The sequence below is a fragment of the Bradyrhizobium sp. SZCCHNRI1009 genome, assembly GCF_032487575.1.
Lineage (GTDB): Bacteria > Pseudomonadota > Alphaproteobacteria > Rhizobiales > Xanthobacteraceae > Bradyrhizobium.
On record NZ_JAUEUL010000018.1, the window covers coordinates 76,648 to 101,016 of the forward strand.

At 67.4% G+C, this 24,369-nt stretch carries 21 protein-coding genes; 9 read left to right on the forward strand and 12 right to left on the reverse strand.

The genetic code is table 11. The features are described from left to right. The first annotated feature begins 233 nt into the window (after positions 1–233). Together QX010_RS25245 and QX010_RS25250 are read left to right on the forward strand one after the other, a co-directional pair. A complete protein-coding gene (locus QX010_RS25245; RefSeq protein WP_316182618.1) occupies positions 234–1,154 on the forward strand; it encodes a hypothetical protein in 921 nt (306 codons plus the stop codon). Between the two features lie 230 nt (positions 1,155–1,384). Continuing rightward, entirely contained in the window at positions 1,385–1,801 is a 417-nt protein-coding gene (locus QX010_RS25250) for a MucR family transcriptional regulator (RefSeq protein ID WP_315716114.1), read from the forward strand. A gap of 9 nt (positions 1,802–1,810) precedes the next feature. On the opposite strand, the gene QX010_RS25255 is transcribed toward QX010_RS25250, so the two are convergent. Together QX010_RS25255 and QX010_RS25260 are read right to left on the reverse strand one after the other, a co-directional pair. After that, the gene (locus QX010_RS25255; RefSeq protein WP_316182577.1) at positions 1,811–2,236 is read right to left on the reverse strand and encodes a SufE family protein; all 426 of its coding nucleotides are present in this window, start codon (positions 2,234–2,236) and stop codon (positions 1,811–1,813) included. A 74-nt stretch (positions 2,237–2,310) separates the two neighbouring features. Further along, entirely contained in the window at positions 2,311–2,772 is a 462-nt protein-coding gene (locus tag QX010_RS25260; RefSeq protein ID WP_315804211.1) for a DUF5330 domain-containing protein, read from the reverse strand. Between the two features lie 452 nt (positions 2,773–3,224). On the opposite strand from QX010_RS25260, the gene QX010_RS25265 reads away from it, so the two are divergent. Genes QX010_RS25265 through QX010_RS25275 form a run of 3 tightly spaced genes read left to right on the forward strand, consistent with a single transcriptional unit; the run spans position 3,225 to position 6,074 of the window. Continuing rightward, the gene (locus QX010_RS25265) at positions 3,225–4,988 is read left to right on the forward strand and encodes a PAS domain-containing sensor histidine kinase (RefSeq protein WP_315804210.1); all 1,764 of its coding nucleotides are present in this window, start codon (positions 3,225–3,227) and stop codon (positions 4,986–4,988) included. After that, positions 4,981–5,673, forward strand: a complete 693-nt coding sequence (locus QX010_RS25270; RefSeq protein WP_316182579.1) for a peptidoglycan-binding domain-containing protein — start codon at positions 4,981–4,983, stop codon at positions 5,671–5,673. The genes QX010_RS25265 and QX010_RS25270 overlap by 8 nt, the downstream gene beginning before the upstream one ends. A 50-nt stretch (positions 5,674–5,723) precedes the next feature. Then, positions 5,724–6,074 carry a DUF1491 family protein gene (locus QX010_RS25275; RefSeq protein WP_315804208.1) on the forward strand — a complete coding sequence of 117 codons (351 nt, stop codon included), beginning with the start codon at positions 5,724–5,726 and terminating at the stop codon, positions 6,072–6,074. Between the two features lie 31 nt (positions 6,075–6,105). Here the strand turns inward: QX010_RS25275 and QX010_RS25280 are convergent, their stop codons facing one another. Next, positions 6,106–7,059: a DUF2336 domain-containing protein gene (locus tag QX010_RS25280; protein WP_315804207.1), complete on the reverse strand. Its 954-nt coding sequence runs from the start codon at positions 7,057–7,059 to the stop codon at positions 6,106–6,108. Between the two features lie 398 nt (positions 7,060–7,457). On the opposite strand from QX010_RS25280, the gene QX010_RS25285 reads away from it, so the two are divergent. Both QX010_RS25285 and QX010_RS25290 read left to right on the forward strand, forming a co-directional pair. Continuing rightward, positions 7,458–7,646, forward strand: coding sequence for a hypothetical protein (locus QX010_RS25285; protein WP_315739858.1), 189 nt, complete (start codon positions 7,458–7,460; stop codon positions 7,644–7,646). Positions 7,647–7,665: 19 nt separating this feature from the next. Further along, positions 7,666–8,427 (forward strand): hypothetical protein, encoded by a 762-nt coding sequence (locus tag QX010_RS25290; protein ID WP_316182581.1) that lies wholly within the window; start codon positions 7,666–7,668, stop codon positions 8,425–8,427. 27 nt (positions 8,428–8,454) lie between these two features. On the opposite strand, the gene QX010_RS25295 is transcribed toward QX010_RS25290, so the two are convergent. From QX010_RS25295 to QX010_RS25315, 5 genes are all read right to left on the reverse strand, one after another. Next, positions 8,455–9,945, reverse strand: a complete 1,491-nt coding sequence (locus tag QX010_RS25295) for an acetyl-CoA hydrolase/transferase family protein (protein WP_316182583.1) — start codon at positions 9,943–9,945, stop codon at positions 8,455–8,457. Between the two features lie 108 nt (positions 9,946–10,053). Next, entirely contained in the window at positions 10,054–10,557 is a 504-nt protein-coding gene (locus tag QX010_RS25300) for a CYTH domain-containing protein (RefSeq protein WP_316182585.1), read from the reverse strand. A gap of 119 nt (positions 10,558–10,676) precedes the next feature. Then, positions 10,677–11,261: a DUF1254 domain-containing protein gene (locus tag QX010_RS25305; protein WP_315804202.1), complete on the reverse strand. Its 585-nt coding sequence runs from the start codon at positions 11,259–11,261 to the stop codon at positions 10,677–10,679. After that, on the reverse strand, positions 11,258–11,839 hold the full coding sequence (locus tag QX010_RS25310; RefSeq protein ID WP_316182587.1) for a DUF1214 domain-containing protein: 582 nt from the start codon (positions 11,837–11,839) through the stop codon (positions 11,258–11,260). The genes QX010_RS25305 and QX010_RS25310 overlap by 4 nt, the downstream gene beginning before the upstream one ends. A 14-nt stretch (positions 11,840–11,853) precedes the next feature. Continuing rightward, positions 11,854–14,133 carry a PBP1A family penicillin-binding protein gene (locus tag QX010_RS25315; protein WP_316182588.1) on the reverse strand — a complete coding sequence of 760 codons (2,280 nt, stop codon included), beginning with the start codon at positions 14,131–14,133 and terminating at the stop codon, positions 11,854–11,856. 342 nt (positions 14,134–14,475) lie between these two features. Between QX010_RS25315 and QX010_RS25320 the strand changes: the two genes are divergently transcribed. Both QX010_RS25320 and QX010_RS25325 read left to right on the forward strand, forming a co-directional pair. Then, a complete protein-coding gene (locus tag QX010_RS25320; RefSeq protein ID WP_315739849.1) occupies positions 14,476–14,988 on the forward strand; it encodes a YcgN family cysteine cluster protein in 513 nt (170 codons plus the stop codon). A gap of 168 nt (positions 14,989–15,156) precedes the next feature. Then, positions 15,157–16,740 carry an MDR family MFS transporter gene (locus tag QX010_RS25325; RefSeq protein WP_316182590.1) on the forward strand — a complete coding sequence of 528 codons (1,584 nt, stop codon included), beginning with the start codon at positions 15,157–15,159 and terminating at the stop codon, positions 16,738–16,740. 181 nt (positions 16,741–16,921) lie between these two features. On the opposite strand, the gene QX010_RS25330 is transcribed toward QX010_RS25325, so the two are convergent. The 4 genes from QX010_RS25330 to QX010_RS25345 all read right to left on the reverse strand — a co-directional run bounded on the left by QX010_RS25330 (position 16,922) and on the right by QX010_RS25345 (position 24,215). After that, complete coding sequence (locus QX010_RS25330) at positions 16,922–18,655, reverse strand: cell envelope biogenesis protein TolA (protein ID WP_316182591.1); 1,734 nt, start codon at positions 18,653–18,655, stop codon at positions 16,922–16,924. A 12-nt stretch (positions 18,656–18,667) separates the two neighbouring features. Next, positions 18,668–20,785 carry an OmpA family protein gene (locus QX010_RS25335; RefSeq protein WP_316182593.1) on the reverse strand — a complete coding sequence of 706 codons (2,118 nt, stop codon included), beginning with the start codon at positions 20,783–20,785 and terminating at the stop codon, positions 18,668–18,670. A 258-nt stretch (positions 20,786–21,043) separates the two neighbouring features. Further along, entirely contained in the window at positions 21,044–22,636 is a 1,593-nt protein-coding gene (locus QX010_RS25340; RefSeq protein ID WP_316182595.1) for an MBL fold metallo-hydrolase, read from the reverse strand. Positions 22,637–22,682: 46 nt separating this feature from the next. After that, positions 22,683–24,215 carry a thymidine phosphorylase family protein gene (locus QX010_RS25345; protein ID WP_316182597.1) on the reverse strand — a complete coding sequence of 511 codons (1,533 nt, stop codon included), beginning with the start codon at positions 24,213–24,215 and terminating at the stop codon, positions 22,683–22,685. Positions 24,216–24,369: the final 154 nt, after the last annotated feature.

Here is a 24,369-nt window from a genome sequence, read left to right on the forward strand (position 1 = left end):
GAACCCGAGAGGAACCTCCAGGAATTCCGAGGGTTGGCTGAACCGTATTGTGGCGGGATCGTGGCGGGCGGCGCAGGTCGGATACGAACTTCGGCGGTCTTGGACGAACTTCCGCTGCAAATCGTCGCGGATTTGGACTAGAAACCGGATTCAAGGACGCGCGCAACCGCAGCTATCTAATGTGATTTCGGTCGGGACACCGCCCGGAACCGGCGCATTAGGGGATGAGTTCGATGATGAGTGCAATGTTGGCCGCCGGGGCCCTCGCCATCTTGGCCGGGCTCGGGGCGATCGCCTGGGGAATTCCGGTCAAGGAGTTCAGCGTCGGTAATACGCTGATCCTGTCGGGGACCCTTGGCGTGTGCAGCGGGCTGATCCTGTTCGGACTTGCGGCCGTCCTCAACGAGCTGAAGGTGATTTCGAGCCGGCTGAGGTCGCGTTCGGGCGCCGAGTCCGATGCCAGGCCCCTGCAGCTCCCACCTGCCGCCGGGACGACCGACTTCGAGACCGCCCCGGTGCCGCCGACAGAAGATGTCTGGCGCGAAGGCGGTTCGCCGCGTCCGCGTCCCCGCATGCCGGACCTGTCGGCCCCCTTGTCCTCGGGGCTGTCGTCGTCCTCACCGCTGTCCTCGTCTCCCTTGTCAAGCTCGCTGCGCGCCTCCGAGTCCTTGCGGGATCCCGCCGAGTCGCCGTCCGAACCCGCCGAGCGGCCCAAGCGCAATCTGCTGTTTGCGTCGTCGCGCCGGGAGCGGGAACGCGCGGAGAAGCGCGGCGCCGAGCCGCTGCCGACGGATTTCCGGTCACCGCCCCTCAGCGCCCCGCCGCCCGTGCCGCTGGACGAACCTGCCGCGACCGAGCCGGGCGCGTCGGACGGCTGGTCGCGACCGGAGCGGACGCCGGAGCCTCTGCGCCCGCCGTTCCCGCGGCGCCTGGCGCGGGCCGCCCCGGCCTTCGTCGATCCCGAGCCAACCCCGCCGCCGCCTGAGCCGAAGGATCTGGACGCGCCGGCCGTCAGCATCGTCAAGTCGGGCGTGGTGGATGGGATGGCCTATTCGCTCTATTCCGACGGCTCGATCGAGGCGCAGATGCCCGAAGGGATGATGCGCTTTGCGTCGATCGACGAGCTGCGCGCCCATCTCGAAGGCCGGACCTGAGGCAGCGGGATCACACGGTCAGGTTGAACCCGGCTGGCATACGGTACACACTTACTTGGCGGGTGACAGACTTCTCAAGAAGAAGTCCTCACTATCTTGTCATTTTGCCAGTCATTTGCCCATATTGCTTGCAGAATCGCGAGACAACGCTGCCACTCGGCGCGAGTGATACTTGCGATCGAGGGATACTTGCGATCGACGGTCACAGGGCGGAGCGGGATGAGGGGTCAATGACCGAAGCGGTCGGCAAGAGCTTTATCGATCTGACGGCCGACATCGTGTCGGCCTATCTCAGCAACAACCCGACCCCGGCGGCGGAGATTCCCTCTCTGATCAGCCAGGTGCATGCGGCGCTGACGCGGGTCGCAGCGGGACGAAGCGAGCCCGCGCCGGAGCCGGCGCGGCCCGCGGTCCCAGTGAAGAAATCGATCCATCCGGACTATCTGGTCTGCCTCGAGGACGGCAAGCGCTTCAAGTCGCTGCGGCGGCATCTGCGCACGCAGTACAACATGACGCCGGAACAATACCGCGACAAATGGAACCTGCCGCCGGACTATCCGATGGTGGCGCCGAACTACGCGGTCACCCGCTCGCAGCTTGCCAAGAAGATGGGCCTGGGCCAGCAGCGGCCCGAGCGGGAAAAGTAGCCGAGCCGATCAGGACGCCGCGGCGAGCGCCTCGCGGGCGTCGGCGCGGATGCGCTCGACCATCGAGCGCAGGCCGTTGGAGCGCTGCGGCGTCAGATGCTCGCGGAACCCGAGCTCGTCGAACACCGCGGGCGCATCGACGGTCATGATCTCCTGCGGCGTCCGCCCCGAATACAGCGTCAGCAGAATTGCGATCAGGCCGCGAACGATATGGGCGTCGCTGTCGCCGAGATAGTTCAGGACCGGCACGGCGCTGCTGTGATCGACGTGCTTGGACAGCCAGACCTGGCTGGCGCAGCCCTGCACCTTGTTCGCGGCGGAGTGCTCGTCCTCCGGCATCGGGGCCAGGGTGCGGCCGAGCTCGATCACGTAGCGGTAGCGGTCGTCCCAGTCGTCGAGCAGGGCGAAATTGTCGCGGATGTCGTCGATCGTCATGATGCTCTTCGGTCCCGATGTCGGCTTTCATATAGGCGTTCGGGACGACGAAAGCGACAGTCGGTTCCGCCGGTTCAGGGCGTCGGCGGCAGATGCCATTCGACGGCGAGATCGTCGGTCGAGAGCGTATCGGCCGGCGCGTCGCCCGGCGGAATCTCCTCGAGCACGGGGGCGTCGATCGAGCCGGTGTGATCGTTGCCGCGCTTGTCGAGACTGGCCGGCTTCACCGGGCCGATGAACTTGTCGGCGCCGGCGGGCTTCTCCGCGCCTTCGGCCTTGTCGGTGATGATCTGGTAGATCTTGCGCGCGCCTTCCTGGGCGCGGTGGCCGATCACGGTCGCGGCCTGGCCGCCGACCTCGCAGGCCTGCGGCTGGCGCTTGCAGAACTGGCTCATGTCGGAGACGGCCGCGGTCGCGGCCTGCACGGCTTCGTGCGCATTGATCTGCGGCAGCTTGTCGGCGTCCGGGCTCTTCTCGCGCGGCAGCAGCACCAGCACGAGTCCGAGCCAGAATGCCATCCGAAGCAGAAAGAACATCACGCAACCCCGACCGTGCTGCTGATCTCGCGTGCTCAAATCGCGCAACGGGATCGCAGCTGATTGTTCTATGTCGCGACTGCTTGCATTGGGCTTAATTGGTTGAGATTTCGCGAAGCCGGGCGCTGGATTTATTTCGGAGTCAATTTTTCATTGGCGCCGGGCGCCCGCGCCGTGCAACCGGCTGTAGATCGCGCCGCTTTCGCAACCGCAGGCCCGGCCGGAAACGATGCATTCACCATCCCGGCCGAATGGCGGGCTCACCGCAGTCTGGACCTTAGCGTTCGCTTAATGCGAGTCTGACACGGTGACTTCCGACGACAGGGGGCGTCCCGGCGCGTTCTCTTTGTGAGAACCACCGATTAGGCCGAGGCGCGAGAGCCGTGAGTGTGTTGAGTATCATCCGCGATTGTCTCGATGCGTTATTGCATCCATCGGCTCGAACTGATGCGATGACGCGCGCGCGTCATCGCGCCTTCATCGCGCCGCGCCTGCTGGGCAGCCTCGCCGCCTTCGCCGTGTTTCCCGCCTATCTCGCGCTACGCGGTGCGCCGAGCGCGCTCGAGGTCGGCGCGCTGTCCTGGCTGATCGCGCCCATTCTGCTGTCCTGGTATCTGTCACGCACCGGCCGCTACGAGAGCGCCTGCGCGCTGTCGTCGATGGCGCTGTCGGCGCTGATCATGGCGGTGTCGATCGAGACCGGGGGCATCGAATCCTTTGCCGCGGTGTGGCTGATCGTCGTACCCCTGGAAGCCTCGTTCTCGGCCTCGCGCCGCGTCGTCGTGTTCTCCGCGGGGCTCGCACTGTGCTGCGCGCTGCTGCTCATCCTCATCGGTCATTTCGGGTGGCTGCCGAAGCCCGAGATCAACCCCGCCCTGCGCACCGGGCTGCTCGCGTTCGGCGTCGCCTCGGCCACGCTCTATGCGGCCGTGCTCGCCTTTGCCGCCGACACGCTCGCGCGCACCAGCGTGACGCTGCTGTCGATGGAGGAGGAGCGTTATCGCCTGCTCGCACGTAATATGAGCGACGTGATCTCCCGTCACCGTCGCAACGGCGCGGTCATGTTCATCTCGCCGGCGGCCGAGACGCTGCTCGGCGCGCCGGTCGCGCAGTTGCACGGCCACGGCCTGTTCGAACGGGTCCATGTCGCCGACCGGCCGGCCTACCTCACGGCGCTGTCGGAAGCGGCGGGCGGCAGCGAAGCCTCGAGCGTCGAGTTCCGCCTGCGCCGCGATGCGCCGGGCGAGGGCCGCGGCTTTCATCATCCGGTCGATTTCATCTGGGTCGAGATGCGTTGCCGCCCGCTCGACCGCATCGGCGTGATGCCGGGCGGGTCGGAGCAGGAGGTGGTCGCGGTCATGCGCGACGTCACCGACCGCAAGCTGCAGGAGCAGGCGCTCGAATTGGCGCGCAGCGCCGCCGAGCGCGCCGACGCCGCGAAGACGCGATTCCTCGCCACCATGAGCCACGAGCTGCGCACGCCCTTGAACGCCATCATCGGCTTCTCCGAGATGCTGATGCAGGAGCAGGTGCTGGTGCTGAATGCGGCGCGGCGACGCGAATACGCGCAACTGATCAACGATTCCGGCCAGCATCTGCTGTCGGTCGTGAACGGCATCCTCGACATGTCGAAGATGGAGTCCGGCAATTTCGAGCTGACGCCGGAGCCGTTTGCGCCGCGCGCTGCGCTGATCAATTGCTGCAACCTGCTGGCGCTGCGGGCGCGCGAGAACGGTGTCGATCTGTCGGCCGACGTGCCGCAGGACCTGCCCATGGTCACCGGTGATCCGCGCGCCTTCAAGCAGATCGTGCTCAACCTCGTCTCCAATGCCATCAAGTTCACCGAGCGCGGCGGCCGTGTCACGGTCTCGGCCGGCGTCGACGGCGCGCGCCTGCTGCTGCGAATCACCGACACCGGCGTCGGCATCGCCGCCGATGATCTCAAGCGCATCGGCGATCCGTTCTTTCAGGCCGGCAAGACCTACCAGCGGCGCCACGAGGGAACCGGGCTCGGGCTGTCGATCGTCAAGAGCCTCGTGAACTTGCACGGCGGCGAAATGTCGATAGAAAGCAAGATCGACGAGGGGACCACGGTCACGATCGCGCTGCCGATCAACTTCGTGGCCGAGGCGGCCGCCGGCGCCACCGTCACGCCGCTGTCACCCTCGCGCTCCGCCCAGCCAGGGCAGGTCATGCAGGTGAAGAAGAGTGCCTAGACGAGCTGCAGAGGATGATCCGGCGCCGCCGCGCCGTCGCAAGCGCGCCGCTGCGGCTGCGGCCGTCGTCGACGTGGCGGAGGAGCGCGGCTGGCTGCTGCGGGCCATGCTCTACAGCCCGAAGGATCTGTTTGCGGGCCTGCTGGCCTGTGCGGCTGGCAGCGCCATCATCGTCAATGCCGTGTTCCTGCAATCGGGACCGCATCCGGCGCCGATGTTCGGATCGATCGTCACCATTCCGCCCAATCTGACGAGCTCCAATCCGCTGCCGCGGCCCCGGCCGATGGACATCTCGCCGCTCGATCCGAAGGTGATCGAGACGCGGCCCGCTGAAACCAGGGCGGCGGAGCAGAGGGCGGTCGAGCAGCGCGCGACCGAGGCGCGTCCGGATCAGAAATATGCCGATCCCCTGGCCGATCTCGTCCGCTCGGTCAGCGGCGGGCAGGGCAACGTGCCGCGTCCGCAGCCGACGCAGCAGGGCGGCAATGTTCGCCGTGTGGCTGCGGTCCAGCGTGCGCTGACCGAATATGGCTATGGCCAGTTGAAGCCGACCGGGATGGTCGGCTCCGACACCCAGGCCGCGATCCAGAAGTTCGAGCGTGAGCGCAAGCTGCCGGTGACCGGCCAGGTGTCGGACCGCCTGGTGCGCGAGCTTGCGATTGTCATCGGTCACCCGATCGAATAGAGCAGGGGCGGCTGCGACGTGCAGCGCGCTTGCTCCTGCATCGAACCATCATGCGATTGAAGACCAGCATCTGGGTGAGCGCCTATCTGCGGCGCTGCCAGTCGGCCGGCGCGTTCAGCGCGATCCGCCACCGCGGCGCCGAGGAGGCCGGTGCGGTGTTCGTCAAGGTCGCGCTGATGGACGGCACGGCGCAGCTCTATGTCCCCGCGCCGCAGACCGTCTATGACGACAGCCGGCCGATCGACCGCTTCTTCGTACCGGTATCGCCGCAGCCGATCGCGGAAGCGCAGGTCGAGGAGCGTCTCGTCAAGGAGCTGCGCTTCGATCCCGACGCCTGGATCATCGAGACCGAGGACAGGCAGGGTCGTCATTTCCTCGATCTCGTGCGCGAGCGTCCCTGATCATCCTCCGATCCGCGACGGTGATTGCGCGTCAGCGCTTGAAGCCGTCGGTGCCCGTGCGCACGATCGGCCGCGTCGCTGTGCCGGGCCGCGCTCCGCCTGCGCGGACAGACTGGCGCTCGTCGTCGTACAGCATCGTGCGATGTTTGGCCCTGATCGCCGCCATGCCCGAGCCGCGCCAGGCCGCCAGCATGATCAGCGCCGCGCGCTCGCTGAGGCGCTCGTAGAAGCGTGACAGCCGAAACACGGTCTGGACGGACTGGCCCATCTCCGGCTTGAGGAACAGCAGCACGCGCTCGAACACCGGCGCTGGCATGCCGAGCGCCTTTGCGGCACAGGCCAGCGGCTCGCCATGGGGATCGTTGACCACCTCGAGGGTCATGCGTGAGGGCAGGATCAGGCTCTCGCCGAGCTCGATCGTGAACGTCTCGACGTCGGCGTTGAAGGCGGCCATCTCCAGCGCCTCGATCGCATGCACCGCGCGGTGCAACGGCGTCGGCGCGGCGGGCCTCAGCGGCGTGGTGGCGAGGTTCTGCAGGATGGCGATGCGCTCGTGCGAGGCGGCGCGCATGAACATCTCGCTCAGCTCGGCGGCATCCTTCGGCTGCATCGACAATCCCGACGATGCGTCGTCGCGCGGCGGCATCGGAGACGACGAGCGGAGCGATGCGGGAATGGGGCCGGCGAGCGGCGGCGCCGGCTCGCTCTGCGCCGGGCGCAAGCCCAGCTTGTTCAGGATCTCGATCGGCGTCGCCGGATAGATCGCCAGCCGCGCACGCACCGCCGCACGGGTCGCATCATCGACGTCGTCGACCAGACGGGAAGCCAATTCGACGAACTGCCGCTCCTCGTCAGCGGAATGCGCGCTCGCCTGGACATAGAGGTCGGTCAGCACGCGCAGCAGAGTGGGCTTGATGTCGACGCCCTCGCGGCGCGAGAGCGTGAGCAACCCGTCGAAGCCGGGGAACAGCGATGATCTTGTCATGTCGGGGTACGCAACTTCGGCAATCGTTGCGCCGATTAGAGCGGAGTTGTTTTAATGCGGCGTTAAGGAAAACAATCGGTGAAGATGGGTCGAAATGACCCGGTGAGACAAAGGCGCAACGCCGGCTTGCCTTCTCTCCCACCGGTGCACGCGATCCGTGTCGGGCGGCCCGCGCATTAATATCCTCTTAACCACGTCCTGATCTTAATCGATCCGTTCGATGATCTCGCCTTGGCCGCGTCTCGCGCCCAGCCTGATCTTCGCCGCGCCGAATGCCAAAGTGCAGCGTCATGCGCCGGCATTCGTGATCGTCAGTTCTGCGTGCCCTCTTGCCTGCGAAGTTCGGGCGACGGGGAGTTTTCAGGGGGTAAGAACTTCGGGCACGAAAGAGAGTGGACATGGCGACCATCATTGAATTCCCGGCGGACGTTGCGCGTCGCGCGCGGCCTGCCGTGACCGGCGCGCCGCAGGAGGGCATGGGAACGATCCTGATTCTTCCCGTCGTTCGGATCGAGCGCGAGACCACGACCGACGATCGCGGGCCCCGCGAGGGCACAGCGCCAAGCCGCCGCCGCCGTCGCCGCTGACAGGTCGGGGGACATGGGAATGCCGGCCATCGTCAATCCGGTCCGGCGCGCGCTGCCGGTCCTCGCGCTCGTCCTCCTCGGCGGCCTGCTCGGCGCCTGCAGCGGCGGCGATTTTGGCCGCACCCGCGCCGACATGCGCAATGACGACATGCACAAATGGATCGGCGCGGAAGCCACCGCCAGCGTCGGTGTCATGCCATCGCAGTTCCAGCTCACCGACAATGAGCGCCAGCTGCGCGATCTCGCTTATCCACTGATCGAGCCGCCGCATTCGCGCCCCGCCTGGAAGAGCGTATTCGGCGACTATCAGCCGTCGGCCTCGCCCTGGCGGCAGAAGGTCGTGTTCGACCGGACCGCCTATGGCCGCGCCCTGATCGACGAGCCGCATCGCTCGCACGCCTCGCGCTACACCCAACTGATCGACGACGTGCGCGACGACATCACCCGGTTCGAGCCGTTCTTCGCCTCGGCCATCCGCGTCATCGATCTCGACCGCAAGCGCGATGCCAGCATGAAATACATGACCGAGCTCTCGCCGCGCGAGAAGGCCGACGCGGTCGCGCGCATGCAGGAGAACTCGCTGATCGTACAGTGGGTGCAGATCAGCCTGGAGCAGCGCGTCTCGTCCTATCGCTGGGCGCTGGAGCGCCTGGTGCTGCAGGCGCCCGACGGCATGGCCGCCGAGGCCGATCGCCTGATCCATGAACTGGCAGCCCAGACCGCCAATCCGCCGGTCGCGGCGCGGCCCCTGATCGAACGGCCGCTGACGACGCGGGGCTAGCCCGCACGCGGTCGCACGCCGCTTCGCTCAGTCCGGCCTGAGCAGGCGGAAGGCCTCCTCGAGCAGATGCGGCGTGTGCTTGCCGGTCGAATCGCGGCAGGCGCGTTCGAAATAGTCGGCGAGCGCCGGCCGGAATTTCGGATGCGCCGCCTGGTCGATGATGGTGCGGGCGCGCTGTTTCGGCGACAGGCCGCGCAGATCGGCGAGGCCTCGCTCGGTCACGAGGACCTGCACGTCGTGCTCGGTGTGGTCGACATGGGTGACCATCGGCACGATGCAGGAGATCGTGCCGTTCTTGGCGGTCGAGGGCGTCATGAAGATCGACAGATAGGCGTTGCGGGCGAAGTCGCCGGAGCCGCCGATGCCGTTCATGATGCTGCTGCCGCGCACATGGGTCGAATTGACGTTGCCGTAAATGTCCGCCTCGATCATGCCGTTCATGGCGATGACGCCGAGCCGGCGGATCACCTCGGGATGGTTGGAGATCTCCTGCGGCCGCAGCACGATGCGGTCGCGCAGGAACTCGATTTCGCGGTTGAATTCGACCGCAGCTTCCGAGCTCAGCGACAATGCCGTCGCGGAGGCGAGATCCATCCGCCCGGAGCGGATCAGGTTCAGCATGCCGTCCTGCAGCACCTCGGTATAGGCGGTCAGATGCGGGAAGGGGCCGTCATCGAGCCCGGCCATCACGGCGTTCGCGACATTGCCGACGCCGGATTGCAGCGGCAGCAGGTTGCGCGGCAGGCGGCCCTGCTTCACCTCGTGTTCGAAGAACTCCAGGATGTGGCCGGCAATCGCACCCGAGTTATCGTCGGGCGCGGCGAAGCTGGTGTTGCGGTCGGGCGCATGGGTCTCGACGACCGCGATGACCTTGTCCGGATTGCAGCGATAGGTGGTCTCGCCGATGCGGTCGCCGGGCGCCACGATCGGGATCGGCTTGCGATGCGGTGGCAGGCGGGTGCCGTAGTAGACGTCGTGCATGCCGAGCAGCGCCGGATTCATCCACGAATTGACCTCGATGATGACGCGGTCAGCCAGATCGAGCCAAGTCTTGTTGTTGCCGATCGAGGTCGAGGGGATCAGCCGCCCGTCGGGCAGGATGCCGGCGCATTCGATCACGGCGACGTCGAGATGGCCGAGAAAACCGAACCACACGAACTGTGCGACATGGCTGAGATGCAGATCGATATAGTCGATGCTGCCGGCGTTGATGCGCTGTCGTGTCGCCGGATCGGACTGATAGGGCAGGCGCAGGTCGATGCCATCAGCCCGGGCGAGCGCGCCGTCGAGCTCGGGCGCGGTGCTCGCCCCGGTCCACACGCCGACGCGGAACGGCTCGCCGCGCGCATGCGCGGCCTCGATCCGGCGCGCCAGCGCGAGCGGCACCGCTTTCGGATAGCCCGACCCGGTGAAACCGCTCATGCCGACGTGGTTGCCGGGCTCGACCAGCGCGGCAGCCTCGTCGGCCGACATGATCTTAGCGCGCAGCGCCTGTGACATCACCTGCGATGAACTCATCGTGCAAACTCCATGCGCGATCGTTCAGACCGCCAAGTCCGCGCTGTTTAAGGTGTGCCCTCGACGGGTGATTTGACAGGGGTCAAGCCGCAACGGACCGTGCGTGCATCACAGCTCTGCAAGGCGCGCGCGCCGCAGTTCCCGGACTTTCGCCGCCCGCGAGCGCTCCGTCAGCATGTTGGCCTTGCTGTAGCGCGGATCGCCGGTGACCTCGTCGCCGACCCAGTCAGGAAGGGTCACGACGGTCGTTTCGGTCGGCAGCTCGATCTCGGCGATGACGACGCCGTCGAGCGGGTCGTGGTAGACGTCGATCTCCCAGACGCCGGCTTCGGCCGGCACGTAGTGACGCGTCTTTTCGAGGATGCGTCCCGCGCAATGCGCGAACAGCACCGCGGCGTGGTCCGCGGGAATATCGTACTCGAATTCATCCCGGGCCAGACCGCGGCGGCCGCTCTTCACGCACAGCGTCGTCCGGTTGCCATAGCAGCGAACGCGGACCTTGAGGCCGTCCTGACGTGCGACGAGGCCGTCGCGAAGGCGTTCACTGTGCGTCGCCTGATCCCGCCAAGCATCGGACTTGACGAGAAACTTCCGTTCGATTTCGAGAGGCATGACCTGATGTTGAGCGAAGCGCCGCCGTCCTGATACGTCATAGCAGCGGCGCGCGACGACGACTATGCCACCAAGGATGAAGAGAGCGTTGTCGAATTCATTCCGGACGTCGGATTGACTTATCGTTTGCCGCGCGGCTTCTCGGCCTTGGCCGGTGCCTCGGTCTGGACGCCGCAGCTCGCCGCTGCAAGGGAGGCCTGCGCCTGCGGCATGAGACCCGGCTCGGCGGCCAGGGCCTTCAGCACGATCAAACCGGTCGTCGTCGGCGAATCGATGATCAGCCGGTCGGCGGCCGTGATCTCCTCGTCCTCGGGCAGGTCTTCGTGCTGCGCCTCGGTCATCAGGTTGAGCTCGATCACGCGCTTGCCGGCGGAGCGGTCGTTGATGGCGTAGTAGGCGATCTCGTTGCGCGTGTAGAACGACACCGACGTATAGGCCTGGCTCACCGGGACCGTGAGCTTCAGCGGGCCGTCGGACAGATCGTAGCGGCAGATCGCCATCGCGAACGCCGGATCCATGAACGGCATCGGTGAATTGCCGGGATCGGCCAATGGCAATTGCGTCACGGCGTTCAGCTTGGTCATCGGCGTCAGCCGGGAGTAGGCGTCCTGGGTCGAGATCCGCGGCAGCGCCAGCACGCTGACGAGATGGACCACGCCGCCGAGCAGCACTCCGACCACGATGGTGAACAGCAGCCGGATCATGATGGGCAGCCTACTGTCGTGATCGAGGGCATCGGCGCGTCGCGCTGCGTGCGGGTCGCGACGCCGACCGGCGTGTCGTAGAGCCGCAGCATCAGCGCGTAGCGCTCGATGCCGCCGGTCGGCAGCCAGTTGCCGGAGCGCGAGCGCGCGGCGACGCGGATCTCGAACGAGCCATCGGCACCTCGCACCAGCTCCTGGCTGGTGAAGCCGTAGCGCTGCAGCGTATTGGCGACGAGGTGGCCCTTGCGGTCGTACAGCGTGAGCGTCCAGAAGCGGGCGGGTGGCGTGACGCCGCTGACCAGGATGTCGCAGCGCCCGTCGAGCGGCTTCCCCTTGTCGTCTCTTGTGGCGGTGAAGGCCACGCCGTCGCCGGTGCCGATCGGCAATTCGCCATTGCGGGTGATGGTCGCGCGCGCATAGGGGTCGACATCGGCCGTGCCGGTTTTCGGACGCGCCGTCCAGGCGCCGATCGTCAGCGTACCAAACTCGGTGCCGCGGGTCGTCGTCATCCAGGTCGCGCCGATGCCGACGCCGGTGGCGATCAGGAGCGTAACCAAGGTGATGAAGAGCAGCCGCACGGGGATCGCTGACGTCAGTTCTTGCGCAGGGCAGGGGTGGCGACGCCGTCGGCCGTCGCCGCGGCGTAGTTCTCGGGGAAGGCCAGCGCGCTCGATGAGACCGGCTTGGCGGGCTTGCGCGGATCCGCTGGCGCGCTCTTTTCGGCGACGCGCGCGGCATCGTCGAGCATCTTCTCGACCTGAACCAGCACCTCGGCGCCGCGGCGGGTCAGGATCGGCGGCGGGCCGGGCTTGATCTCCAGGGTCTTCGGCTGGCCAGCCTGTGCCATCGCGGCGGACGCCGACTGCGGCAGCTTCTCGCCCATGCCAACGCCGGGCAGCTCCTTGACCTCGACGCCCTGATGCGCGGCGAGCATGATGTCGTGCCACGTCTGCGCCGGCAGCGAGCCACCGGTCATGCGGTTGGTCGGCGAGTAGTCGTCATTGCCGTACCACACCGCGCAGGTGAAGTTGCCGGTGTAGCCGACGAACCAGGCATCGCGATAGGCGTTGGTGGTGCCGGTCTTGCCGGCGGTCGGTATGCCGTCGAGCGCGGCGCGGCGCGCGGTGCCCTCGCTCACGACGTGGCTCATCATGCCGGCCATGTCGGCGGCGACCGAGGCCGGAATCGCCTGCTTCGGCTTCGGCCCGTCGCGGTCCCAGCGCCAGACCAGGTCGCCGGCGCCGGTGCGGACCTCGAGCACCGAATGCGGCGTCACCGCCTTGCCCTTGTTCGGGAAGGTCGCATAGGCGACCGCATGCTCCAGCACCGTGACCTCGTCGGAGCCGATCGGCATCGACGGCGTGTCGGGCAGCGGCGCCTTGATGCCGAAGCGCCGCGCGACCTCGACGATCTTGGCGCGGCCGGCCTTCGGACCCTCCTTGCCGCCGAGCGCGATCGACAGCTTGACCGGGACGACGTTGATCGAGCGGGTGATCGCCTGCGTCAGCGTCACCGAGCCCGAATAGGAATGGCCATAATTCTGCGGGCACCAGTTGCCGATGCAGACGGGGCCGTCGACCACGATCGAGGTCGGCTTGAAGCCGTTCAGCAGCGCCGTGGTGTAGACATAGGGCTTGAACGAGGATCCCGGCTGCCGGTAGGCGTCGACGGCGCGGTTGAACTGACTGGCACCATAGTCGCGGCCGCCGACCATGGCGCGGATGCCGCCGTCGAGGTCGGAGACGACAGTCGCCGCCTGGGTCGCGTGATAGTCGCGGCCGAACTGGCGCAACTGGTTCTCGATCGCCTCGTCGGCGGCATGCTGCACGGTCATGTCGATCGAGGTCCGCACCACGAAGACGCGCTCGGTGTAGGATTTCGGGAACGTGTCGACCAGCTTGCGCATCTCGTCGAACGCGTAGTCGAGGAAGTAGTTCGGCGAACTCTCGTCGCGGCGGTCAACCGCGAACGCCGGATTGCGGCGGGCGCCGAACACCTGGCCCTCGGTCATGAAGCCGGCATCGACGAGGTTGTCGAGCACGACGTTGGCGCGGGCGCGGGCGGCGGGCAGGTTGATGTGGGGGGCGAACTTGGTCGGCGCCTTGAACAGGCCGGCCAGCATCGCGGCTTCGGCGAGGTTGATGTCGCGCACCGACTTGTTGAAATAGAAGTGTGCCGCGCCGTCGACGCCGAAGGTGCCGCCGCCCATATAGGCGCGGTCGAGATAGAGCTTGAGGATCTCGTTCTTGGTCAGCCGGGTTTCCAGCCAGATCGCCAGGAACGCCTCGTTGACCTTGCGCTCGATGGTGCGCTCGTTGGACAGGAACAGGTTCTTGGCGAGCTGCTGGCTGATCGAGGAGCCGCCCTGGCGGACGCCGCCAGCCTGGGCGTTGGTGACGAGGGCACGCGCGGTGCCGGCGATGTCGATGCCGAAATGATCGTAGAAGCGGCGGTCCTCGGTGGCGAGCGTCGCCTTGATCAGGTTGTCCGGAAAATCTTCCAGCGGGATCGAGTCGTTGTGCTTGATGCCGCGGCTGCCGATCGGGTTGCCATAGCGGTCGAGGAAGGTGACGGCGAGGTCGGACTTCTTCAGCCAGTCCTCGTCGGCGGTTTCCCGGAAGGCGGGAATCGCCAGCGCCAGCATCAACACCAGACCGCCGAGGCCGATCGTGGCGGCCTCCGACAATGGCTCGACGAACACCCAGCGCTTCCAGCCGCCGACATAGAAGCGGTCCATGAACGCGGAATAGCGCTCGTAGAGCTCACGGGTGCCGCGCAGGGAGGAGAACAGCGCCGAATCGAAGCGGGCGTCGAGATCCAGGCGGAAATTGTTGATCCGCTTCTTCCAATCGTCTGGAATGATCTGCCGCACGGGAACCCTGGTCGTTTCGAAAGCGTGTCAGCTGGCTTCGAAAGCACTCAGCAAGTGGGCTGGGGGCCATCGAAGGGTCTTGCGCGATTGTTGCGGCAAACCCATGGCACTGCACAGTCAGCCGCCCGAACCCGAGCACCTGACCCCAAGCCGCGTGCCGGCGCCGCCGCCGGAGTGACTCAATCATCTATCTAGCCGAGCGGGGGTCACAAACCAATGGTTCCGCTCACAATTTGATGCACAAAGCTAACGTGCCGCTGTGGCCGGCAAAGCCCCTTGCGCGGCTCGGGGTCGGGCACCTAGATGGCGGCCAAGTCCCACGCCCTCTCTGAGAATCGCCCGATGACCGCACCGCTCAAACGTCCCTCGGGCCAGGAGGGAATGTTCTGGAAAACCAAGATCTTGGAAGAGATGTCCGAGGCGGAATGGGAAAGCCTCTGCGATGGCTGCGGGCGCTGCTGCCTGGAGAAGCTGGAAGACGAGGATACCGGCGACATCTACTTCACCCACATTTCCTGCAAACTCTTGGATGCCGGGCTATGTGCCTGCAAGGACTACCCGAATCGTTCTGAACAGGTGTCGGATTGCGTTCGCCTGACACCTGAGAACGTCCGCACCCTGACCTGGCTGCCGCCGAGCTGCGGCTATCGCCTCGTGGCGGAGGGGCGCGATCTCTACTGGTGGCATCCTTTGATCTCGGGCGATCCTCAGACGGTCCATGAAGCCGGCGTCTCGGTGCGCGGCCGGGTCGAGGGCACCGAGGATGACGTTCCGGACGACCAGCTCGAGGACCACATCGTGCAGTGGCCGGTGCTGCTGCCGAAGCGGGCCAAGCTGAAGCGTCGGCCGAAATAGCGCGATCACCTCGCAGGCGCAGCAAGTCACGATGATGCGACCGTGCCCGTGCTGTCGGAATGCACCCATGCACCCGACCCGCTGCCGCACGGGAAGATTATGCCTTAAGTAGTTCGCCAATCAGCGAATCCGCGCGGCGTTGTCGCGCCCGGGCACAGCATTCATCCCATGAACAAGTTTGATCGGCAGACGCATTACCCTGCCGCGTCCCAATCCCTGCCTGAAGAGATCGCCGCCGAGCTGCCGGCCATTCCGCCGCAGGTGCAGGCGATCGAGGATGCGCCGCCGCTCGCGGCCCCGGTGCCGCTGACCCCGGCCGAGGTGCGCACCATCCTGATGAGCCTGCTGCTGACGATGTTCCTGGCCGCGCTCGACCAGACCATCGTGGCGACGGCGCTGCCGACCATCGGCCGCGAGTTCCAGGACGTGACCAACCTGTCCTGGGTGATCACGGCCTACCTGCTGGCATCGACCGCGGTGGCGCCGGTGTTCGGCACGCTGTGCGACATCTACGGCCGCCGCTCCATGATCATCACCGCGCTCAGCCTGTTCGTGGTCGGCTCCGTCGTCTGTGCGCTGGCGCCGAACATGCCGGTGCTGATCCTTGCCCGTGGCCTGCAGGGGCTCGGCGGCGGCGGCATCATGCCGGTGGTCCAGACCGTGATCTCCGACGTCGTCAGCCCGCGCGAGCGCGGCCAGTATCAGGCCTATTTCAGCGGCGTCTGGTTGTTGGCCGGTCTGCTCGGGCCGGTGATCGGCGGCTTCTTCGCCGACCATCTGCACTGGTCAATGATCTTCTGGATCAACGTCCCGCTCGCGATCGCCGCGCTCGCATTGCTGCTGCCCAAGATGGGCCGGCTGCCGGTCTATCACCGCTTGCGCAAGGTCGACTGGGCCGGTGGCCTGCTGCTGATGGCCTCGGCCGTCGTGTTCATGCTGGTGCTGACCTGGGGCGGCCACAAGCTGGCCTGGCTGTCGCCCACGCTGCTGGCGATGATCGGCAGCGCGGTCGCGCTGGGTCTCGCCTTCGTCTGGCACGCCAAGCGGGCCGATGAGCCATTCCTGCCGCTGTCGCTGATGGGCGGCACGGTCGTGCCCTACGGCATGCTGGCGAGCGGCTGCGCACTCGGCGCGCTGATCGGGCTCACGGTCCATCTGCCGCTGTACTACGAGCTGGTCTATCATCTGACGCCGAGCCAGGCCGGCCTCGGCCTGATCCCGATCGCGGCGATCTCGACCTTCGGTGCCGCGATTGCCGGCCGTACCATGGCCCGGGTCAAGCACTACAAGCGCGTCGCCATCGTGGGCACGATCATCGGCACCATCGCCGCCGCGGTCATGACGGTGACGACGCCGTCGCTATGGGTGCTGATGGTGCTGCTGTCGATCTACGGCATCGGGCTTGGCACTGCGTTCCCGATTTCGGTGGTGTCGCTGCAGAACGCGGTGGACCGCTCCCAGATCGGCACCATCACCGGCGCGATGAACTTCTTCCGCTCGATGATGTCCTCGTTCACGGTCGCGGCCTTCAGCGCCATCCTGCTGATGGCGCTGGGCGCCGACATCTCGCTGGCAGAGGGCGCTCATGGCGCCGTCAGCGGCATTGCGGAAGCCGACATGATCCATGCCTTCCGCTTCGTCTATGCCGCGGCCACCGCGATGCTCGCCTGCGCCTCCGTCTGCATGATGCTGATGGAGGAGCGGCCGCTGGCCGGCCCGTCGCGGAATGAGGCCGTGGAGCTGGCGGAATAGGGCCGTAGGGTGGGCAAAGGCGCCCGGCAGGACAGCCCTGCGAAGCACGCTGTCGCGCGCCGTGCCCACCATCGTCCAGCACGGCCGCGGCGAGACGGTGAGCACGGCGCCACCACGAGCGCGCGTGAGGCGAGGGCGCGACAGCGCCTTTGCCTACCCTACGGTTCGCCCGTCGGCGCAGCTACTCGCGCGGCTGAACGATTTCGATGTTGTCCTGCCCGCGCGAGCCATCGTCGAGCGATGACTTCACCAGACCGGCCTCGACGCGTTTCGCGAATTCGGTCGTGCCGCCGCTCGCCAGCTCCCTGGCCTGGCTGATCCATTGTTCGCGCTCGATCCGTCCTGCGAACGCCAGATACGAGCCGACCCATTTGGCGTGCTCGGCGGTCCAGGCCGCGATCTGCGCGAAATGCCAGATGCCGAGGCCATGCAGCCGCGCCTCGTTCTGCTTGCCGATGCCCTTGATCAGCTTGAGATCGTCGGCCTGGCCGCCGCGCGGCGCGACGAGCCCGAGCGGGCGGGCGCCGCCATGGGCGTCTTCGTTCTCGACGGGCGGCATCAGCGCCGGCAGGTGGGCCAGGAGGTAGCTCGCCTCGTCCTCGCTCAGCGGCGTGTCGGCGTGTTCGTCGATGGTGATCGCGCCGGACTTCACCGCGCTGGAATGCGCGGTGTCGAGGCCGGCCGCGAGCAGCTTGGCCTGCGCGATCCAATGCTCGCGCTCGATGCGGCCGGGGAAGGCCATGTGATGGCCGACCCAGTCGGCATGCGCCGGCGACCACGCCGCGATCTGGCTGAAATGATGCACGCCGATGTCGTTCAGGATGCGCTCGTTCTTGGGTCCGATGCCCTTGATGAGCTTGAGATCGTCCGCGGCGCCCTCGGGGGCGGGCAGGGCCGGCGGTCTGTCGTCGGCCGCGGCCGGGCTCTCCGGGGCCGCTGATGCGGCCACCTCGGCTGCGAGCCGTTCCGCCTCGGCGTCCGCGGCGAGGCGATCGGCTTCCGCCCGTGCGGCCGCTTCGGCGGCCAGGCGATCGGCCTCGGCCTTGGCGGTCGCTTCGGCCGCGAGACGCTGAGCTTCCGCCGCGGCCTTCGCAACGGCCTCCGCCGAAAGACGGTCCGCTTCGGCTTTCGCCGCTGCTTCGGCGGCCAAGCGTTCAGCTTCGGCCTTCGCAGCCGCTTCTGCCGCAACACGATCGGCCTCTGCTTTCGCGGCGGCTTCCGCAGCGAGGCGGTCGGCTTCGGCTTTCGCGGCGGCCTCCGCAGCAAGGCGATCGGACTCGGCCTTCGCCACCGCCTCGGCAGCGAGACGTTCGGCTTCGGCCTTCGCTGCGGCTTCAGCCGCCAGACGATCAGCCTCGGCCCTTGCCGCGGCTTCCGCGGCGAGCCGCTCAGCCTCGGCCTTTGCGGCCGTCTCGGCGGCCAGCCGCTCGGCCTCCGCCCTTGCAGCGGCTTCGGCCGCAACACGTTCGGCTTCGGCCTTTGCGGCAGCTTCAGTGGCGAGGCGGTCGGCCTCGACGCTGGCTGCAGCTTGCGAAGCCGGGGAAGGGCTGTCCGCCCAAGGACGAGCCGCCGCGGTTGCGCCGGCGAACGCGACGCTGTTTCCAGGACCGCCCGGCGACATCGCACTGGTGTCACCCAGCCCGACATATTCCTTGAGCTGTCCGCCGATCAGGCAGCCGAGCACATAGGCGCCGACCATCAGCAGGCCGACCTCGAGCCACAGGCCGGCACGTCCGGGCAGCACGCTCAGCAGCGCCATCAGGATCCCGATGACAAGGGCGAGCGTCGCCGGCAGCAGCCAGCTTCTCAGCCAGTCCGGCCGCGGCTCGTCCGACCAGGTGCGCCAGCCGACAAAGCCGCCGATGCCGGCGGCGAGGATGATCCAGAACGGAAATGTCGCAAGGTCGTACATCATGATGTCAGCGCCTCACTTGACGACGAATTCGATGCGGCGGTTCTGCGCGCGGCCTTCGGCCGTGTCGTTGGAGGCGACCGGCTTGTTCTGGCCGTAGCCCTCCGAGGTCATGCGCGAGGTGTCGATGCCGGCGTCGCCGATATAGCCGACCACCGCCGCCGCCCGGCGCTTGGAGAGGTCCATGTTGTCAGCTTCGTCCCCGACATTGTCGGTGTGGCCCTCGATCGCGATCTCGGCGTCCTTGCAGCGCTGCGCAACCTCGATCAGGTGGTCGAGCAGCGCCAGCGAGGCGCGGCTCAGCTCGGCGCTGCCGGTGCTGAAGCGGATGCGGCCCTTGGCGAGCAGCCCGTTGAACGCCGGCTGGCACTCCGCGACCGCCAGTGGCGGGCCTTCCGGCTTGAGGCCGATCTTGACGTCGTCGAGCTTGAAGCCGCTGCCGACCGCGTCGGCCAGCTCCTTGCGGACCTGCTCGGCCGACTTGTCGTAGATGGCGAGCCCGTCGACCGTGATCGCCGCGTCCTTCGCCGTCAGCGCGCCGGACCACAGCCGCGCCAGCGCCGGGAACGTCGCCTTCAGCGACTGCACGTAATCCTTTGGCGCACCGTCGCCGATCTTCAGGCCGTCCTCGACCGTCTCGGTGATGAAGGTCGTCGTGGCGGCGTCGACGAGATCGCGGCGGGCGGCGTCATCAGGCACATAGCCGCTCAGCAGGACACGGCCGTCCTGCTTCTGCAGTCCGAACGCGTAGGGCGAGACCGGGCCGTCGCGGACGTCGATGGATGCGAGCGCGAACGGCGCGGGCAGGGCGCCGGCCAGTTGCTCGCGCACGGTCGCGCCGGTGACATTGGCGAGTCCCACGCCCCTGAGCGAGACCTGAGTGTCGTTGATCTCGGCCCGCCCCTGCGCAAGCCTGGCGAGCTGCTGCAGCAGGCTCGCGCTCGCTTTGGCAACGTCGCCATCGGGGGCGCCGCGGGCGATGCCGATCTGGCTCTTGATCGGCTTGCCGTCGAACTGTCCGCTGGCAGAGGCCAGCATCGCCTCGCGGGCGGTCGCGCTCGGCGCGAGACCTGTGAGGCTCAGGCCGGTGCCGTCGAACTCCGCCGACCAGCGATAGGGCTTGATCTCCGGCGGCAGAATGTCGGCCTTCGCCAAGGTCAGCCCGGCCGGCAGCTTGCCGACGCCGGCCATCGTTTCGTCGTAGGCGGCGGTCGAGGGTGCTTCGCCCGAGATCGCGTAGGTGGCGTCGGAGATGACGACCCGGCCCGTGCTCAGCCTGGCGAGCTCCGCAAGCGCATAGGAGGCGTAGGCACCGAAATCGCCGTCAGGCGCGCCGCGCGCGATCTGCATCTGATGCATCACCGACGTGCCGGGCCAGGCCTTGGTCGCGGCGGCCTCGAGCGCGCGCCTGATGTCGTCGTTCGGGACGACGCCGGACATCACCAGCGTGTTGCCCTCGCGGACCGCGCTCCAGATGAAGGGCTTTGCCTCCGGCGGCAGGATCGCCATTTTGTCGAGCACGGCGCCGCCCGGCAGCTGCCGCGTCGCGGCGACGGCGGCCTCGTAGACGTCCGATGAGGCGGCGGCGCCTGCGATCGAATAGGCCTTGTCCGCGAGCGCGAACGTGCCGCCATTGAGCTTGGCGGCCTGGACCGCTCCGTGGCTTGCGATGGCCGCGAAGTCGGCCGGAGCCCCCAGTGCATAGGAGAGGCGATCGACCACCTCACCGCCGGACGAACGGACGGCATTGAGCACGGCATTGCGAACGGCGGGCGTCGGCACCGCGCCTTCGAGCACGAGCTGGCCGCCGTTTCGCGTGGCGCGGAAAGCATAGGGCTTCGGTGTCGGCAGCTTGTCGTAGGTACCGTCGACGAGCCGGACGCCATTGACCGTGGCGGCGTCTGCCAGTTTCGTCGACTGGTCGGGACTGAACTCCGGCCCTGCGATGCGAACGTCGCGGCCCGCGACCGAGACCTTGAGCGCTGCGGCCGTATCGGGGACGGCGGCGGCAATGGCGGCGCGGACTCGCGGCGCAATGTCGTCCTCGACATCAGCCGTCTTGAAGCTCATGGCGGCGAGCCACAGCACGGCAACAGCGATCAGTCCCGCCCACCATTTCGATGGTTGATGCATGTGAGAGCCCCTCGTTTCCCCACCTGCGCCCGGTTCACCCGGATCGTTCCGTTGTTATGAACCACGTGCCGAGCCTATCAGAACAGCTCCCGGAGACCAGCCGTCGGCACGTTGTGTGTTTCAATATGCACAAGCTGGGGGAGCGTCGCCGTCTGCGAGCTTCGCACCGCACCTGATCGTCCTCAAGGTGCGATCAAAGTGTGACCGTTCGACGACGAACATCGCAGGCGCGCAGCCTTCGCGGCGGCGCCGCTCGCATCACTCTTCCAGCGCCCGGCGCAGGCGGCGGATGATGACGCCGCGGGCGCGGTCGTCGGCGGCCTGCTCGATCCGCTCGTGGATGTCGAGCAGCAGGCCGGACATGTCGTTGTGCCAGTCCAGCCGGGTGACCGCCTCCGGCGCCAGCCGCCGCCGGCGTGCGACGTCGAGCGGCGTCGGCACCGCGGTCGTCAGCTCGTAGACGTCGTCGAGCAGGGGGGAGAACACTTTCGCGGTCGGCACGATGCGCTCGGCGACGCGTGCTGCCAGCGCCGTGATCGCGGCCTCCTCGCCATGGGACAGGAACAGGCCGCGCGCGATCGGACGGCGGGCCGCGATCCAGCGGGCGATCTCGGTGCCGTCGGCGTGGCCGGAATAGTCGTCCATCATGCGGATGCGCGCCGCGACCTTGATCTCCTCGCCCTGGATGCGCACCGCCTTGACGCCGTCCTGCAGGAAGCGCCCCAGCGTGCCGTTGGCCTGGTAGCCGACCAGCAGCACGGTGGCGCGGTTGTTCCACAGCCAGCGCTTGAGATGGTGGCGGATGCGACCGGCATCGCACATGCCGCTGGCGGCGATGATGATGTGGAAGCCGGTCAGCTTGGCGATCGCCTTGCTTTCATCGACGGTCTCGGTGAAGCGCAGATGCGACGACGACAGCAGACGGCCGACATCGCTGCCGCCGTCGAGGCTCTCGGTATGCGCGCGGAACACCTCGGTGGCGTGGATCGCAAGCGGCGAATCCAGGAAGACCGGTGCGGCCGGAATCTCGCCGCGCTCCATCAGGCCGACCAGATCGACGATCAGCTCCTGCGTCCGCTCGACCGCGAAGGCCGGGATCAACAGCGCGCCCTTGGCCGCCGCCGCGTCGCGCACCTCGCCGGCCAGACGGCCGCGGCGCAGCTCCGGCGTGGTCGGCTCGCGAATGCGGTCGCCATAGGTGGCCTCGGAGATCACGTAGTCGAAACCTTCGGGCGCTTTCGGGTCCGGCTGCAGCAGCTTGGCGTCGGGCCCGACATCGCCGGAGGCGAGCAGCCGCAGCGCCGCGCCGTCGGCGCCTTGTCCTGCGAATTCGATCTCGATCGAGGCCGAGCCCAGCAGATGCCCGGCATTCCAGTAGCGGGCGCGAACGCCCGGCACGATGTCGGTCCAGGTCTCATAGGCGACCGGCTGAAAGTATTGCATCGCCGCGATGGCGTCGGCCTGGGTATAGATCGGGCTGACCTCGCCGCGGCCGCGCGCGATGTTGCGGCGGTTCAGCGCCAGCACCTCCTGCTCCTGGATGTTGCCGGCATCGGGCAGCATCCATGAGCACAGATCGATGGTGCCGCGGGTGGCGAAGATCTTGCCGTCGAAGCCCAGGCGCACGAGCTTCGGCAGCAGGCCGCTATGGTCGATATGCGCATGCGTCAGCAGCACGGCGTCGATGTCGGCGGGACGGAACGGGAAGTCGCCGTAGTTGAGCTCCTTCAGCGTCTTCTGTCCCTGGAACAGGCCGCAATCGATCAGAAACTGGCTTTTGCCGCTCCGCACCAGACAGCAGGACCCGGTCACGGTATGCGCGGCCCCGCAGAAGCGAACGGTCACACTCATGCGGCGGTCTCCCGAGGACGATGGATCGATGCTCGATGACGGTTCATCACGAACGACCATTCGCGCCGTCGGCGAAGCCATAGCCGTGGTTGACGGCGGCTGCGGCTGCGGCCAGATCATGCTCCGACGGATCGCAGGTGAACACGCGATAAAGTGGCTCACCCTGGTCGACGCGATCGCCGATCTTCTTGAACAGCATGATCCCGGAGCCCTTGTTCACCGGCGCGCCGGCGGTACGCGCCAGGCGATTGAGCCGCAGGCAGTCGATCGCGGAGACGATGCCGTCGTGCTCGGCCTTGACGTCGAAGGCGAGATCGCCGAGCTCGCTGCGGCATTCCGGTGGCCCCTGGGCATCGATGATCTTCAGCATCTGCCTGAGCGCCGCGCCGCTGTCGAGCAGCTCGCGCGCCCTGTTGTAGCCGGCGCCGCCGCGCAGCTTCGGATCATATTCGAGCAGATGCGCGGCGAGCCGCAGCGACTTCTCGCGCAGGTCCACAGGCGCCGACGGCTCGTTGCCCAGCACCGCCATCACGTCACGCGCCTCCAGCACGGGGCCGATGCCGTTGCCGATCGGCTGGCGGCCGTCGGTCGTGATCACCTCGACCTTGAGCCCGAACCGGTCGCCGACGAATTCGAACAGCTTGCGCAGCCGCATCGCCTCCGCGCCGCTGGTGAGCTTGGCGGTCGGCCCGACCGGCAGGTCGAGCAGCAGATGCGTCGAGCCGGCGGCCAGCTTCTTCGACAGGATCGAGGCGACCATCTGCTCACGGGTGTCGAGGCTGAGCGGGCGCTCGACCGAGATCAGGACGTCGTCGGCCGGCGACAGATTGACGTGGCCGCCCCAGATCATGCAGCCATTGCAGGCCGCAACGATCGACTTCATCTCGTCGGCGCCCACATTCACCCGCGCCAGCACCTCCATCGTATCGGCGGTGCCGGCCGGCGAGGTGATCGCGCGCGACGAGGTTTTTGGAATGGTCAGGCCGTGGGCGGCGACGATCGGCACCACCACCATCGAGGTGCGGTTGCCGGGGATGCCGCCGATGCAGTGCTTGTCGACCACGACCGGCTCGGGCCATTTCAACTGCGTGCCGGCATTGGCCATCGCGCGGGTCAGCGCCAGCAGCTCGCCGGAGCTCATGAAGCTGGCTGAGCCGATCAGGAAGGCGGCGATCTCCATGTCCGAGTAGCGGTAGTGGGCGAGGTCGTCGATCACGGCCGCGATCGCCTGGTCGCTCAGGGTCTCGCCGCGGATCTTGGCGCGCACCGCTTCCAGGCTCTCGGGCGGGGTCGCCGGCGACACCGTCGCCAGCGTGCCGGCGGCTTCCGCGAAGCGCCGCATCGCCGGCTCCGACAGGCCGATCTCGTCGGGGCCGACCAGCGCATCGTCGTCGGTGATCAGAAGGGTCGCCAGCAGCGTCCGCGAGTTGCAGCGCAGCTCGACGCGGCTGAAGCCGCGGAAGACCTCGGGCCGCAACGCCTTCGAGCGTCGGGAGATCACGACCACGTTCTCGCGGCCGGTGTCGAGCGCGACGCTGCGGATCTTGAGCTGGGGACGGGCGGAATCTGTTGTGCTCATGGCGGCCAGGATACCCCTTAAGCCCGTCCGCGCCATGGCCGTTGACGCAGATCATGCGGCCGGCGTCTCCCCGGGCCGACCGAATTTTTTCTCAATATGTCCGGGCAAGGGCCGAGCTCGGCGATGGCCGGGCCGGCCTGCCGAAGGCGTGGCA